This window comes from Cyclonatronum proteinivorum (assembly GCF_003353065.1).
Classification (GTDB): domain Bacteria; phylum Bacteroidota; class Rhodothermia; order Balneolales; family Cyclonatronaceae; genus Cyclonatronum; species Cyclonatronum proteinivorum.
On sequence record NZ_CP027806.1, the window covers coordinates 198620 to 214091 of the forward strand.

Below are 15472 nucleotides of genomic sequence, written 5' to 3' on the forward strand. Positions count from 1 at the left end.
GTGGTTTGGTGTTACGAAGAATTTCATATAATTTTATACGACAAGCTTCGTAACGAAGAATTTCGTAAGTAATCCTTTCCGTCATGCGCTTCCCAAAAAATCCCTTCAAATTCGGCACCGTCGTGCAGGGTGATTTCTTCACCAACCGAACCGCTGAGATTCAGGAGTTCAGCAGCATCCTGAACAGCGAGAACCATCTTATTCTCATAGGTCCCCGACGGTTTGGCAAAACGAGCCTCATCCGAACCATCACCGCGCAAAGCGGTCGTCCGGTTGTCTATCTCGACGCGCTCATGCTTACCTCCGCGGAAGACTTCTCAGTGCAGTTTCTTAACAAGCTGTTCCGGCTTTACCCCTTTGAGCGCATCAAAAACATGGTGAAACAGTTCCGGCTTACACCCACACTCAGCATGAATCCGTTGAGTGGCGAAGTTGAGGTTAGCTTTTCCGGTTCCAAAAGTGAGGCCACTGAAAACTATGTTTTAGAAGATGCGCTTAACCTTGCGGAGAAACTCAGCCGCCCCGACCGCAAGCTCATTGTTGTAATTGATGAATTTCAGGAAGTGATGAACTTCGGATCCGGCTTCGATCGTCAGTTGCGCTCGGTGATTCAGCATCACCAAAATATAAACTATGTGCTCACGGGAAGTCAGGAATCGCTGATGCGCAGCCTTTTTGAGCAGAAGAAAGCGCCGTTCTATCATTTTGGGATGCTGCGCTATCTTGGCAAAATCCCGCATGATGAATTTCTTGAATACCTCAGCTCGCGCTTCAGCACCCTGCAAACGGAGGCGCAAGTATTAGCTGAGGCCATTTTGCAGATTACGGGCGCGCACCCTTACTACACGCAACAGCTTGCGTGGCAATGTTGGGAAGTGCTTCGCCTCCGACGGGAAGAAGGTCTTGCGACTCTCCCGGACGAAGTCGCCACCGAAGCGGCTGAGAAACTAACCATCGTCCATGATCTGGACTTCGACCGGCTCTGGAACGGCATGGGCACAACCGACCGCAAACTGTTAACACGGCTCTCAGAGGGTCCCATCGAAGCCCTCAATAGCATGCTGCTGACGCAAACCGGCCTTTCGGCCGTGAGCACCGCACACAGCGCGCTCAAACGGCTATCAGAGTCGGGCATCGTCATCAAATCCAACTCGGGCTATTTCATTGATGATCCATTTTTCTCCCGCTGGATTCAGCGGAAGCGGCGCGCCTGATCTACCGTGCGTGCCGCTAAGACCGATACCTTATGTGCTTATGAACCCTTCGCCAAAATACTACATTACGGGACTGATTGGCTTGTCCCTGCTTTTTGGGCTTTTCTTATGGCCGGCTAAATCCCACGCCCAGGAACTCCACTTCGGCGGCTATCTCCAAGCGATGCCGCTGCGCCTGGCGACGACCCTGCCGGAACCGCTCGGCGACCAAACGTATTACGAATACCGCCTCCAAAGCCGACTCAATTTTCGGGCGGACTTTGGCTCAAATTTCAGCCTGTTTGCGGAAGGACGGGCCCGCCTGTTTGCCGGTGATCTCGTGCGCGACTTCCCGGTCTATGCTGATTTTATTGATAAGGATGATGGCCTCGTAAACCTCTCCTGGATGCCGGTGCGCTCGGGCGATGTGCTGCTGCACCTGATTCCGGACCGCCTGTATGCCGACTGGAGCACGGGCGACTGGAACATCCGCGCGGGCAGGCAGCGCATCAACTGGGGAATCAATATGATCAGCAATCCGAATGATGTGTTCAACATCTACTCGGTGTATGAGTTCGATTACCCCGAGCGGCCCGGTACCGATGCCGTGCGGGTGCGGTACTTTATTGACTGGGCCTCGCGGCTGGAGTTTGCGGTCGCACCATCCCACGATGGCTACCGGGAGAGCGTTGCAGCAGCCCTGTATGGGTTCGACTTCCGGGGCTACGACCTGCAGCTGATCGCGGGCTGGTACCGTAACCGCGTCGCCCTGGGCGGAGGCTGGGCCGGCAGCGCAGGCGGCACCGGACTCAAAGGTGAGCTGATGTTTTTCCGGGATGCGGAAAGCCCCTTGGAAGGTAGACGCGGTAACAGCTTTGTAGCAGCGGTTTCCGCAGATCACATGTTCAGCAACGGGCTGTTTGTCATCGGGGAGCTGCTCTACAACAGCAGCGGCGGACTCGAGAACTTTGGCTTGCTGACTCAGCCGCTTTCCGCGGATAACCCTTCCGTTTCAGCCTGGCAGCTTAGCACCGTACTGCAACAAAGCCTGAATCCGCTTACGGACGCGAGCATCACCCTCATCACCTACCCCGATGAGCGGGGTGCTTTCATCTCGCCTTCAGTTACGCGCAGCCTCACCCAAAATACCGACGCCAAACTGCTCGCCCAATTTTTCCTTGGCGCCTCTGATTCACCCCTTGCAGATGCCGGCAGCGTGGTGCTGGTTTCGGTGAAGTGGAATTTTTAGCCTTTTGGGTTTCCGTAAGCCGATCTGCCCAAGTGAGATGATGGAACGCGGATTGCTGTCATGGCATTTTTTATTCGCACGGAGCGCCAACACCAAAAAGCAAGGGACATGCCGTAGGTTTGGGAGCGTTCGGCTTGGCACGAAAGACCGTGATGCGCACGGGGTTTCCCCAAAAAAAAACGGCGACAAAAAAAGGCACAGCGGCAGGGTTCAGGGTGGAATGGTGGTCTTGCTGTCCTTGAACCGTACGCCATGTACCACGCCCGGTTCTCACCTTCACTCCCTGCGCAGGGCCTCAATCGGATCGAGGCGGGAAGCTTTCCAGGCGGGATAAAATCCGAAGAACACACCTACGGCTGCCGACACGCTTACTGCAATCAGCATGGCATCGGTGGAGAAAATGGCGGGCCAGCCGGCATAAGCAGCAATAACTTCGGTAGCAGCAAGCCCCAGCAATATGCCGCCAATTCCGCCGAGCAGGCACAATACCACGCTTTCAATCAAAAACTGAAGCAGCACGTCGGGTCCGCGGGCGCCGACGGCAAGCCGCAATCCGATTTCGCGGGTGCGCTCGGTTACGCTCACGAGCATCACGTTCATAATACCAATGCCGCCCACAAAGAGGGAAACACCTGCTATGGAGGCCAGCAGCCACGTCATAATCCGGGAAGTTTCGGTTGCGGCAGCAGCCACTTCTTCCTGTGTCTGCACGGTAAAATCATCTTCCTGATAGGGCGCCAAACCGTGCCGTTCGCGAAGCAGATCCGTTATTTTGAGCTGTGCAATTTCCATCGATTGTTCATCAAAAACCTGCACATTGATGACCATAGCGTGGGTGCGGCCTGAAATCCGCTGAAAGGCTGTGGTGTAGGGAACAAGCACAATATCATCCTGAACGGAACCCATCAGCGACATACCCTTTGGCGCGAGTACCCCGATTATTTCAAGCGGGAGCCCGCGTACGCGGATGGTTTCACCAATGGGATCGGCTCCTTCGAAGAGTTCCTGTACAATGGTTTGGCCCACCACTGCAACGAGGGACGCATTTTCCACGTCGGCTTCATCATACATGCGTCCGCTTTCCACGGGCCACTGCCTGATTTGCAGGTAATCATGACTTTGGCCGTAAATGCGGGTAAACCAGTTGCGGTTGCCGTACACCACAACCCGCTGCGAACGCACTTCCGGACTTGCCGCAATGACTTCAGGGATTTCATCACGAAGGGCATGGGCGTCGGCTACGGTTAGAGTGTTGGCACTTCCCCCGCCAATACTTACCCCGCCAAGCTGCCGCGAGCCCGGAAATACAAGCACCACGTTCTGCCCCAGCCGGTCCACTTGCTCACGTACTTCTTTGCCGGCTCCCTGCCCCAAACCTACCATTGTAATGACCGCCGCTACCCCAATAATGATACCAAGGGCGGTCAGCAGGGTTCGCATACGGTTTCGCCGGAGCGCTTTAAGCGCCACATAAGGAACGGCTGTCCATTTCATGTCACACCATCCTGTTCAATGAGTTCTGTTTCATCTTTCCAGTTCGCCAGTACCTGCACGGCATCACGGGGCGCATTGGGTTTGTCAGAGCGAATGAGACCATCCCGAAGAATAATGATACGGCGAGAAAACCGGGCGATATCCGGTTCATGAGAAACCATCAGAATGGTAAGCCCCTGTTTGTTGAGGCGCTGAAAAATCTCCATAATTTCAAGACTCGTGCGGCTGTCGAGGTTTCCGGTTGGCTCATCAGCCAGCAACACAGCGGGGCGGGTAACAAGCGCCCGCGCAATCGCAACCCGCTGTTGCTGTCCCCCGGAAAGCTCGTTAGGCGTATGATCAGCCCGGTCTGCCAGACCCACAATTTCGAGGGCTTCCTTCGCCCGTTTGTGCATTTCCTTCCAGCTCAGCTTTGCGCGGCTGTAGAGCAGCGGAAGCTCCACGTTTTCCAGAGCCGATGTGCGCGGCAGCAGGTGAAAGTTTTGGAAAACAAATCCTATCGTTTCATTGCGTACCTGCGAGAGCCGCGTTTTATCAAAACCGGATACGTCATCCCCTTTCAGGAAATACTGCCCGGAGCCGGGCTTATCCAGGCAGCCCAGAATGTTCATCAGGGTTGATTTACCGGAGCCGCTCGAGCCCATAATGGTCGTGAAGGCACCGGCTTCAACCTGCAAACTAATGCCCCGCAGCGCATCTACCGCAAGCGAACCTGTGCGGTAGGTTTTGGTTATTTTCCTGAGATCAATCATGGGCAAATGTTCGGATTCCCCGTCCTGAGATTTTTATGGCCGTTTCTGACTTAGCTACTCATGGTTTCTATAAGATTTTTGTGATACGTATCCACCAATTTTTCAAATTCAGAAGCCACAATCGGACTCACGACTGCCTTCAGAAAAAACGGCAGGTCAATTTCGAGGCTTCCTTTGGTGTGAAATTTCACTTTGGTGCCGCCGCTGTCCGATTCTTCCAGCTTCCATGAGCCTGAAACCACGCCGTTGCCGACGCCTTTCACGGGCTCCCATTTCACGGTTTTCATGCCGGGGTAGGCGAGGTACTTGCAGGCGTAAATGGTTTGGATGTTGTAGGCCTGCACGCCGATTTTTTCCATTTCCCAGCGGTAGGTGTTCTCGCCCAGATCAACCAGCTTGTCCACTTTCGGGAAGTGCGCGACCGATTTGGGGACGTCCGACAACAGTTCAAAAACCTGCTCAGGCGACCATGCAACTTCAAATGTTTTGTTCAGCTCTACAAATGTGGTAAACGACATAGGTTTTGTTCCTTCAATTTATGTGAGATTTTTTCGGGGGATGGGTTTCCGGACCTGACCCGGGTTCCGGTCCTTTTTTAAATTGGTTTTGTTTTTTTAGGGGGATGGGGAAGTTTCGGGACCGACAAAAAGTTCATGCATCGCATCGAGCTCTTCCTGAAAGGCATCCACAATGGCGGCAGGGTCGGGGATGATTTGTGCATCGGTCGCGACCCCGATCCGGACTTTGTTGTTGTAGCTGATCACGCTGATGCCCAGGCCAACGCGTCCGGCCTGCGGCACCCAAAACAGGATGTTATCAACTTCGCAGCCGGCAAGGTAGAGCGGCACCGAGGGGCCCGGTACATTGGTGAGCACAAGCGAGGTTTTGGTTCCGATGACATCCACCACCAGGCTTTCGATTTCTTTCGGCGCCGCGCCCATGGTGTTGAGCACCAAAAAAGAGACAAAGGCCTCGGGCGTATTTTTGAGCTCGTCCATGCGGCGTTTTTGCTCGGTAAGACGTTCGCGCAGGTCTTCCATGCCCACGGGCAGGCTTAGAAACACAAGGCCGAATTTGTTGCCCATTGCAAAGGGGTCGGTCGATTGACGGATATCCACCGGAATGGCCGCACGGATGTTCATATCGGTCGTTTCTTCTCCCCTCGCTTTGAGGTAGCGCCCCAGCGCACCGGCAGCAGCCGTGACGACCACATCGTTGACCGTTGCCCCGGCTCCCCGCCGGATTTCCTTCACCCGCTCCAGCGGAATTTCCCACGACCAGGAGGCCAGCTTCTGATTCTGCAGCTTTTGCTTGAGCATTGTTTTCGGGTCGGGCCAGCGCAGCACCAGCCGCCCCAGACTGAAGCCGCCTTCGATCGTCATTTTCGCCCAGTCGAACACCTGTGATGGGCGCTTCAGAAGCCGGTAGCTCAGCTTCACCATGGTTTCCGCCGACACCCATGCGTTCAGCAGCACATCCACGACCGGATCCAGAAAGGTAGGACGCTCGGTGCTTTCGGCTTCTTTTTCGGGCTTGAGGAGCTTCTTATCGGTCGTCATCATCGAAAGCAGCACCCGAACCAGGGCATTGCCGTCCGCTATACAGTGGTGCAGCCGGATGATGAATCCCGTGCCTTCCCGCACATCATCAATCATAGTGATGTGCCAGAGCGGTTTGTCGTAATCCAGGGGCGTGCTCATCAGCGTGCCGGCCAGCGCCTGCAGCTCATCCCGCGGATTTTCGTTGGCGATGGAGGTCCGGGTAACATGGTCTGCCGGGTCGAAAAAGGGCACATCTTCCCAGTAGGTATCTTCAAAAATAATTCCACGGAGGATTACACGCTGCCGGAAGCGGTCAAATTTCATGAGACGCTCTTTGAGCAGCTCCAGCAAATCATCATACAAAACCTTCTCTTTGGTTGTAAGCAAGGCCGTAACCATCATCAGGTTGCTTGGCTCTTCCATCCGCAGCCATGCGCGGTCCACATTGCTCATCAGCTCCCGTCGGGCCATATCAAATTGTAAGTCTAAGGTGTTGGGATGTAAGGAGGGGGTATCTGATCCCCGAGCTGCATAATCCGCAAAATAATGCCATTGTGCGAACCTAATTTTATTTTATTTGAAGCGTGTTTCCTTAGAAGGTCGCTTGCTGACCGCTAAAGAGGCTGCGCCGCTCGTTGTCAGCGTCTGAACGCAGGGAAAGCCCAACAGCCAGCACATCCCCCGGCCGTAAGCCGCTTATAATTTCTGTATTCACGCCATCGCTGAGGCCTGTTTCAACCGCAACCACTTCAAGCTGCCCGTCGCGCAGCACGTAAGCCCGCGGCTGCCCTTCATCGAAATGCGCGGGTGTCGGCGGACGAATACCATCCGGCAGCCGGGCGCGAAGGGCGGTATTGCGCACCCGAACGACGTCATGCTGTTCAGCAGTAATCACAGAGACTTCCGTTGTCATGCCCGGTTTCAGCAGCAGATCTTCATTGCTGACTTCGATCAGGGTTTGGTAATGAACCACATTGTCTTCGATAACAGGCGCGTTGCGCACCTGAATCACTTCACCCGAAAAGGTGCGCTCCCGATAGGCGTCAACGCGGAAATTAACCCGCTGTCCTTCCCGAACCTGCCCTATATCGGCTTCTGAAACATTGGCGTAGATGTGCATTACCCGCAGATCGGAAGCCAGCTGAAACAGTTCGGGGGCATTCAGGCTTGCGGCTACGGTCTGCCCGACATCCACATTGCGGGAAATCACGATTCCGTCAGCAGGGGCGGTTATGGTACAGCGGTCAAGTTCACGTTGTGCGCGTTCGAGGGCATGGCGTCTTACCCGCACCTGTGCTTCGGCCTGTCTCAGGGTAGCCGAAGCCTGATCCACATCTGACGGGGAAACAAACTGCCGCTCCCGCAGCTCCTGAACCCGCTGCCACTGCATACGGGCGAGCTCCAGCCCCGCTTCAGCACTGGCAAGCTCTGCCCTTGCCGAGCTTAATTCCGCTTCAAAAGTCGAGGGGTCAATTCTGGCGAGTACCTGCCCTTTTTGGACAACCGTGTTGAAATCGACGGTGATTTCTTCAATAATACCCGAAACCTGACTGCCCACAGTTACGCGCTGTACGGGATGTATGGCCCCAAAGGCCACAACGCGCCTGGAAACATCCCCGGTTTCGACTTCAACGGTTGCCAAGGGCGGCAGCGTCCCGCTCCCTTCAGCGCCCGGCTGCCAGATGAACCAGGCTACCGCAGCAAGTACAACGGGGATCAAAATGTAAGCTGTTCGTTTCATGGTAAATGGCTGATATTTGTACTTTTCCTTTTTGAGTCAAGTAATGGATTTTAGCACTAAAGTTCTGTTAATTAGTCTTAGCTATGCCAGATCAATTGTAAAACCGCCCCAATCAACACCCGTGCCGGATACAGCAACAGACGTGCTTTCCCGAATCTAACAAACAATCCATCATCCATGAAGTTCGACACACCCGCCTGCCATATCCTTCTTATTGAGTCTGATATGGCAATCCGTATGCTTATTGAAGATTTCATTGATGAGTTTTTTCTGAACTACACCTTTCATACCGTTTCCGGCTTTGAAGAGGCTACGACTTTTCTTGAAAACACAACACAGCCGGATGTCATCATTTGTAACAGCAGTCTTTCCGGTGAAAACTCGACACAACTGATCCGGCAATTACTGGCTATATGCCCCGATATTCCGCTGATCATGCTGAGCAGCTATACCAACCGGCAGGAAGTCGTTGAATGGGTCAAAATGGGTGTGTCTGATTACCTTTTGATCGACGACCTGAGCCCAAGCCTGCTCCACAAGTCGGTCATGTTTAGCATTGAACGCAGGCATAGCATTCAGGCACTGAAACAATCCGAGCGCCGCTATCGCGATCTTTTTGAGTACAGCCCTTTGCCCATGTGGGTTATCGACCTGGAAACAAGCTGCATTTTAGATGTAAATGAGGCCGCAGTTAATACATACGGCTACAGTCGCGAAGATTTTCAACAACTCGATATCCGTGATATTTATCCCGGCATAACATCCGCTGAGCTTCGATCATGGCTAAAAAATGAAACAAGTCAGGCAGTGAAGGATCACGGTGTTTTTGAACATTACAGCCGGGAAGGAAATGTATTACAAATGGAAATAAAGAGCCGGGTGATGGAGTATGAGGGAAGACGGGCACGGCTGATCATTGCACATGATGTAACTAAACTGAAGTCCTATATTGAGGCGATTGAAGACCAAAATGAGCGTTTTCGCGAAATCGGCTGGCTTCAGTCCCACATTGTCCGTGCGCCCCTTGCCCGTATGCTGGGTTTGATTAACTATTATAATGATAATATGGCTGCGCAGTCATCCCAAAAGAAAGAGGCGACAAAACCGGCTGCCGGTTTGAATTCGGAACCGGATCAGGGATTTGATTCAGAAATGAGCACGGAAGAAATTTTGCAGTATATTGCCGCAGCCGCCGCTGAACTGGATCAGAACGTCCGCGATGTGGTTTCAAAGACAACCCGAACTGAACCTGACTCACCTGAATGAAAAAGTTTACCATCACTTTTTTTCTGTCTGCGCTGATTCTCGCAGTTATCGGCTGGGCCGACCTTTCCGGCCTGGGACTGGCATTTACAGAAGGCACTGATCCCGGAGAGGACGCCGGATTTGGCGGATTCGGTACCTGGGTGAGTTTGCTGCCCCCGCTTGTAGCCATCGCGCTGGCGCTCATCACCCGCGAGGTCGTGCTGTCGCTTTTTGCCGGGGTCTGGATTGGGGCGTTGTTTATCGCAGGCTTCAATCCCTTCACAGGTACCGCTGATTCGTTTGGGTTCCTGATCAGCGCAATGTCTGATGAGTATCACGTCGCCATCATTATGTTCAGCCTGATGCTGGGCGGGATGGTAGGCCTGATGAGCCGGGGCGGCGGAACCAAGGGCGTGGTTACCGTGCTGGCAAAGCTGGCCAAAAACCGCACACAGGGACAGTTCATCACCTGGATTTCGGCTTTATTTCTGTTTTTTGACGACTATGCCAACAGTCTCATCCGCGGGAGCGCGATGCGCCCGATGACCGACCGGCTGAATATCTCCCGGGAAAAGCTGGCCTATATCGTGGATTCTACGGCAGCCCCATTGGCAGTAAGCGCGGTCATTACAACCTGGATTGGCTTCGAAATCACGCAGATTTCAAACTCTCTTTCCACGCTGGCCGCACAAACCGAAGATGCGGCACTTGCTGCACAACTGCAGGCCGGCGCAGATAATGCCTTCATGATTTTTCTGCACTCTGTGCCTTATCTGTTTTATCCGCTGCTCGCACTCGGATTTGTACTGATGATCATACTGATGAAGCGCGATTTCGGACCGATGCTCGATGCTGAGCGCCGGGCGTATTCAGGCGGCGGGGTTCTTCGGCCCGGTGCCGTTCCGGCTTCTGATGTAAACCTGGAAAGCCTGCAACCGCTCGACGGCAAGCCGCTGCGCTGGTACAATGCTGCAATTCCGGTACTTACCGTCGTGATCGTTGCCATTTACGGACTTTACAGCACCGGGGCGAGCGGACTCGAAGCGGGCGAGCGAAGCCTGACCAACATCATCGGTGGAGCCGATCCCTTTGCAGCACTGGTCTGGGCTTCCTTTGCAGGATGCTTTGTCGCCATGGTGCTTGTTGTAACACAGCGCATTCTCAGCGTTGGTGAAGCCCTTGAGTCCTTTGTAGGCGGAATGCAATCCATGATGATGGCCATCATTATCCTTGTATTGGCATGGGGACTCGGCGAAGTAACGCAGGCAGTTGGTACCGGTTCCTACCTGGCAAGCCTGCTTCAGGATACGCTTCCGCTGGTGCTGCTGCCTGGTTTGGTATTCTTTATTGCGGCGGTCACTGCTTTTTCAACGGGGACTTCCTGGGGTACGATGGCGATTCTGTTCCCGGTTGTGATCCCGCTCGCAGTCGTAATGGGAGCCGGTGTGGGCTTTGCGGGTGGTGAAAATTACGGGATTTTGCTGGGCGCGATCAGCTCAGTTATGGCCGGCGCCGTATTTGGCGATCACTGTTCTCCGATTTCGGACACAACGGTAATCAGTTCCATGTCATCTGCCTGCGACCTGATTGATCACGTACGCACGCAGCTGCCCTATGCGCTGGTTGTAGCCGTTGTAGCACTCCTTGTTGGCGAAATCCCCGCCGCTTTTGGCGTCTCCCCGGTTTACGGCCTGATTGTTGGCTTCGTACTGCTTTATATTATTCTGAGAGTTTTTGGGAAGAACCCGGAGGAAGTTAAAGCGTTAGCGGCTTGAGTAAAGCAACTTTCCCATTTGATCAGGAAGCACAGCAATAAATATGATGTTGTTGGATCAGGAACTGATTACCGAACTTCAAGAATCAGAGCTGCACTTTCGCGTAAATCCCAAAATATTGGCTTTTTTCTGATCCGCTCTTCCCCTTAATAAAAAAACGCCCGGCACATTGCTGCACCGGGCGTTTTTTATGGTTAAATGTTTTCTTCTGATTTAATCAGTAATCTCATCAAGCCATTCGGAAGCGTCTTCCTGCCATTGGGCAAATTGTGAACTTACATCGCTGTAAGTATCAGTTGCCGCATCGCTTACTGTACCCCAGGTATCGGATGTTGCATTGCGGGCGTCGGCAAGGGCGCGGTCAACAGCATCGCGCTGACCTGTCAGCTCTTCGTAGGCTTCTTCAAAATTTTCGCGGGAAGCTTCATCGCCTGCGCGCTCCATCCGTGTTTGAATTTCAGAAAGCTGATCATCAATATCATCACGCAGGTCTTCAAGCTGTGAAGTCAGCTCTTCGCGTTCCTGCTCGAGGGCATAATCATTGGAGCTTTCTTCTCCGGCACAAGCAGTAAAAATGAGGCTGACTGCTATCAGCAACACAGCCGGTGTTATAATCTTTGGAAATAGGCTATTCATATTTTCTCCTTTATTCTGTTCACTTAATTGATTTAAAAAGGTATTTGCTCGATTAGTTTAATCGAGCCAGCTTTTAATTTTTGCTACAATTTCTTCTTTTGTTTTCCCCGCTTTTTCCTGAATTTTTCCAATCAGTTCATCTTCTCTGCCTTCCATATAGGTAAGGTCATCATCGGTAAGTTCACCATACTCTTGTTTCAGTTTACCTTTAATCTGATTCCAGTTTCCTTCTGAAATATTCATACGTATTCTTTTTTGGTTTGAATTAACAACAGTATAAATGAGTTGCCGGACCGAATCGTTTGGATATATACATTAAGTCTTATTATCACTTCGGCTTAATTATATTCATACTTTTTCAATTGCCGCGTTTAGCTAAGTAAGTGTAATCAGGGTACAGGGAAGTTGTTAAATTCATCGGCTGCAACAGCTTGCAGATTCTGAAAACGAGGCATAAAGAAAGCGGCCCATTCCGCGGAGAAGCTTTCCATATTGTCGTTCAGGGTTCTGAGGCGCGCATCACCGTTGCCGGAGAGGTTTACCAAAAAACTGTTTTTCAGCATGGCCGGTGAAAGCAGGCTGAGCCTGCTACCAAGCGCTTCCTGCGCACTTCGCTGTGTATCGAAAGTCTCTTTCAGCACTTCTTCCTTTTTGGCGATGGTCTTTGTCAGAATGAGACGATTATTCCAGAACTCAAAATATCCCGGCAGATCAGCTTCATCTACTTCTAAAGGATGCTCCGCAAAAAAGGCCTGAACCAGCTGCTCCCGATCAGCTTCGACCTCTTGCTGAATGGCGCGCTGTCCGTTGATCCATACCACGCGTGACGGCACCGGATGGACGCTTTCGGCTATCAGGTTGAATACAGCGGGCATCACCACTAAAAACAAAATCCATAAACCTGTAAGGGACATCGCATTGAAGACCGAGCTTTTCTGCGCAAGGTTCACCAGTGCGGACAGCAAGAACCAGAAGCCGATGTAGAGCAGCATAGCCAGCAGGAGTACGGCCACATCAGCGCTCCATCTAACCCCAAACAAAAACAAAAAGAGCAAAGTGGCGGCCAGCGTAGCACCGGCAATGAGCACAAACCGGAATACAACTTTGCCGGTCAGTATTTGTTGAAAGCTCACCGGCATGGCGTGCAACAGCTTCATGGTGCCGAGTTCCTGTTCGCGGGAAAGCATGTTGTAGCTGAGCGCAATGATGATAAGCGGGATGAGCCAGGTCATCACAAAAGCAAAATCAAATCTTCCGAGGTACTGATGAAACGGGTTTTCAAGCGCATTGTCCCGCAGCGGGCGGCTCATCACCAGGGTGACCCGACCGTAATACGGCAAAATATCGGAGGCCCCGGCGGCAATGAGCGCGAGGGGTTCGGGTTCGAGGTACACGTAGCGTCCCGCCCCCCGGAAGGCAGAGAGTACCAGCGGGTTCGACGGATCCTGAAACCAGGGACCGCTGAATTCTGCGCCGGCTTCGATTTCCCGGAGCTGCTCATATTTGCCTGCGTAAAACTGCCGGTCTTCTTCCTGCAGCCCGGCAATCCGGTCCCGCTGCGCTTCCACTCTTTCGTGACCCAGATACAGGCTGAACCCGATTACGGCAACAAGCAGAAGCAGCATGGTCCAAACTACTTTGTCAGCGGCATACATTTTCGCTTCAAAGCGAATGATGTGGCGAAGCAATCGCATATTCATGGCAGATTCAAACCTCCGTTGTTCTTGAGGCGGTGAGAAGCAGACCAAAACTCAGGCCGCTCCAAAGCAGCAGCAACAGGCCATGCGTGAGGTACTTCGTGATCCACTCCACAGCCCGGGGCGGCTCATATTCGAAGGTGATGTTTTGACTGAACAACTCAACCCCCGCGGTATAGCCTTGTGCCCGGTCGCCTACCGCATAAATCATGAGGTCTTCGTTGAGTTCGCGCATGAGTTCAATCCGGAAAGCTTCTGCCTGATCGCGAAAATGGTTGAATGCGGCCATATCGGTACCGGCCATGCCCATGGAGAAAAGCCGCACCAGCGCAGCCGGTGATACAATGGCACTGAGTTTAAACAGATTCAGCTGCTGCTCATGGATGAGCGAAATGCGGGCCATGTGGTAGTCAAACACTTCTTTCTCGAATTCTTCAGATACCTGAAGCATGAGCCCGCCAAGGTTAAAGGGAAGGTCTGCGGGGTTCGTGACACCATGTGCCGCCAGCACAGAGTCCTCAAAAGCGCGGGTGTGCTCACTGAGCGGATTATGGCCGTCAATACCTTCGCTGAGCTGACGCTGCACCGCCTGCTGAAAGCTGACCGTGTCCGGCACCGGATGAACCTGATCAGCGGCAGCTGCGATGAGTCGCGGCACAAACAGGGTGCTGAGTACCCAAAAACCCAGCAAAAGCACAAGCGCTTGCGCCTGACTCCCGGCTTTTGCCGATACCCAAACCGAGAGATGAATGAAGATGCCGAAATATAACAGCCAGCCAGCCATCATTAGGGCATAGCGCAGGAAGTAGGTTGCCTCACTTCCGGAGACGAGCAGCACGATCAGGCCTATGAGTGCGAAAAGCAGGAAAAAGCCCGAAACCAAAATCCACAGCGCCGCTGCTTTCCCGGTGAGGATATGCTTCATCCGCACACCCTGCGAAAGCAGCAGCCGGAGCATACCGTTTTCCCGTTCCGCGATAACACTGCGATACCCCAGGAAGATGATGAACAGCGGAAACAAAAAAGTAAAAATGAAAGTGGGGGTCAGTTGCCCAAAGCGGCTCAGGGAGCTGCGGTCTTCGACCGGACTATAAACTGCAAAATTTTGCCGGTGTGCCTCGAGAAAGAGGGACACGCCGGTAAATGGCTGCGTGCCCGGGTCAAAAACAGCCAGCAAAGTGACCGGCAAAAACGCATGCGTGCCGTAATGCGCCGCTGAATGCGGGTTTTTATCGCCCTGCTGTTCCCACAACGCTCTTGCCATTGTGGTAGCATCTTCGTGCTGCTGCTGTTTCTCCGTAAAATAGACCGCGCCCGACCAGGTGGAAATGAGCAGCAAAAGCAGCATAACGCCCATGAGCACTTTAGTGCCGGGTTCGCGCCAAAGCAGACGCAGCTCGTGTTTTACCAAAAGTGAAAAAGCCATCGCCTCACCCCCTGATGTGTTTGAGGTACACGGACTCAAGATCGCTGTGGGAAATTTCCGCGCTGCTCATTTCATCGGCGAGACGCCCCTTTTTCATAATCCCGATGCGCGTTCCGGTTTCCTTGGCCCTGAACAAATCATGGGTTGCCATCAGTATGGCAGCGCCCCGTGCGCTCATTGCCGAGAGCAGCTCCGCGAATTCGTTGCTTGCCGAAGGATCAAGGCCGCTCGTTGGCTCATCAAGCAGCAGCGCCCGCGTATCCCGGGCTATCGCCATGGCAATGCCGACCTTTTGCCGCATGCCTTTGGAGTAGCCCCCAACCGGGCGCAGCGCCTCATCAGCCGTAAGTCCCGCCTGAACCAACGCCTGCGTCAGCTCATCCGCTGAGGCCTTCACCCCGGCAAGTCCGCTGAAGTACTGAAGGTTTTCAAACCCGGTCAGCGTCGGGTACAGCGAGAGGTTTTCAGGGATATAGGTGATGAGCTTCCGGGCTTCGTCCGGCTTTGCGGCGGACTCGATACCGTTTACCAAAGCCGAACCACTGTCGGGGGTGATGAAACTTAAAAAGAGGTTGATGGTCGTCGTTTTGCCGGCACCGTTGGCACCGAGCAGGCAGTACACCTCTCCCGGGCCGATGGTGAGGTTGAGTTGGTCAAGGGCGGTATTGGAACCATACGTCTTCGTGAGGCCGCGGGCTTCAAGCATAGGTATATTTAAAAATG

14 protein-coding genes are annotated in these 15472 nt (G+C 53.2%); 4 read left to right on the forward strand and 10 right to left on the reverse strand.

Annotated elements, in window-relative coordinates:
• The first annotated feature begins 83 nt into the window (after positions 1–83).
• Entirely contained in the window at positions 84–1214 is a 1131-nt protein-coding gene (locus CYPRO_RS00700) for an AAA family ATPase (protein ID WP_114982670.1), read from the forward strand.
• Positions 1215–1254: 40 nt separating this feature from the next.
• A complete protein-coding gene (locus CYPRO_RS00705) occupies positions 1255–2442 on the forward strand; it encodes a hypothetical protein (RefSeq protein ID WP_114982671.1) in 1188 nt (395 codons plus the stop codon).
• Between the two features lie 276 nt (positions 2443–2718).
• Here the strand turns inward: CYPRO_RS00705 and CYPRO_RS00710 are convergent, their stop codons facing one another.
• From CYPRO_RS00710 to CYPRO_RS00730, 5 genes are all read right to left on the reverse strand, one after another.
• Positions 2719–3936 carry an ABC transporter permease gene (locus CYPRO_RS00710; RefSeq protein WP_114982672.1) on the reverse strand — a complete coding sequence of 406 codons (1218 nt, stop codon included), beginning with the start codon at positions 3934–3936 and terminating at the stop codon, positions 2719–2721.
• Positions 3933–4688, reverse strand: coding sequence for an ABC transporter ATP-binding protein (locus CYPRO_RS00715; protein ID WP_114982673.1), 756 nt, complete (start codon positions 4686–4688; stop codon positions 3933–3935). The genes CYPRO_RS00710 and CYPRO_RS00715 overlap by 4 nt, the downstream gene beginning before the upstream one ends.
• A gap of 50 nt (positions 4689–4738) precedes the next feature.
• Positions 4739–5206 carry an SRPBCC family protein gene (locus CYPRO_RS00720; protein ID WP_114982674.1) on the reverse strand — a complete coding sequence of 156 codons (468 nt, stop codon included), beginning with the start codon at positions 5204–5206 and terminating at the stop codon, positions 4739–4741.
• A gap of 96 nt (positions 5207–5302) precedes the next feature.
• On the reverse strand, positions 5303–6700 hold the full coding sequence (locus CYPRO_RS00725) for a wax ester/triacylglycerol synthase family O-acyltransferase (RefSeq protein ID WP_114982675.1): 1398 nt from the start codon (positions 6698–6700) through the stop codon (positions 5303–5305).
• 121 nt (positions 6701–6821) lie between these two features.
• Positions 6822–7970, reverse strand: coding sequence for an efflux RND transporter periplasmic adaptor subunit (locus CYPRO_RS00730; RefSeq protein ID WP_114982676.1), 1149 nt, complete (start codon positions 7968–7970; stop codon positions 6822–6824).
• A 177-nt stretch (positions 7971–8147) separates the two neighbouring features.
• On the opposite strand from CYPRO_RS00730, the gene CYPRO_RS00735 reads away from it, so the two are divergent.
• Positions 8148–9236 (forward strand): PAS domain S-box protein, encoded by a 1089-nt coding sequence (locus CYPRO_RS00735; protein ID WP_114982677.1) that lies wholly within the window; start codon positions 8148–8150, stop codon positions 9234–9236.
• On the forward strand, positions 9233–10990 hold the full coding sequence (locus CYPRO_RS00740) for a Na+/H+ antiporter NhaC family protein (RefSeq protein WP_114982678.1): 1758 nt from the start codon (positions 9233–9235) through the stop codon (positions 10988–10990). Before CYPRO_RS00735 ends, CYPRO_RS00740 begins: the two co-directional genes overlap by 4 nt.
• Positions 10991–11203: 213 nt before the next feature.
• Here the strand turns inward: CYPRO_RS00740 and CYPRO_RS00745 are convergent, their stop codons facing one another.
• The 5 genes from CYPRO_RS00745 to CYPRO_RS00765 all read right to left on the reverse strand — a co-directional run bounded on the left by CYPRO_RS00745 (position 11204) and on the right by CYPRO_RS00765 (position 15455).
• On the reverse strand, positions 11204–11626 hold the full coding sequence (locus CYPRO_RS00745) for a hypothetical protein (protein WP_124245469.1): 423 nt from the start codon (positions 11624–11626) through the stop codon (positions 11204–11206).
• Between the two features lie 57 nt (positions 11627–11683).
• Complete coding sequence (locus CYPRO_RS00750; protein ID WP_114982680.1) at positions 11684–11869, reverse strand: CsbD family protein; 186 nt, start codon at positions 11867–11869, stop codon at positions 11684–11686.
• A gap of 146 nt (positions 11870–12015) precedes the next feature.
• The gene (locus CYPRO_RS00755) at positions 12016–13326 is read right to left on the reverse strand and encodes an ABC transporter permease subunit (RefSeq protein WP_114982681.1); all 1311 of its coding nucleotides are present in this window, start codon (positions 13324–13326) and stop codon (positions 12016–12018) included.
• Between the two features lie 7 nt (positions 13327–13333).
• Positions 13334–14749 (reverse strand): DUF3526 domain-containing protein, encoded by a 1416-nt coding sequence (locus CYPRO_RS00760; RefSeq protein ID WP_114982682.1) that lies wholly within the window; start codon positions 14747–14749, stop codon positions 13334–13336.
• Positions 14750–14753: 4 nt separating this feature from the next.
• Positions 14754–15455 (reverse strand): ABC transporter ATP-binding protein, encoded by a 702-nt coding sequence (locus tag CYPRO_RS00765; protein WP_114982683.1) that lies wholly within the window; start codon positions 15453–15455, stop codon positions 14754–14756.
• Positions 15456–15472: the final 17 nt, after the last annotated feature.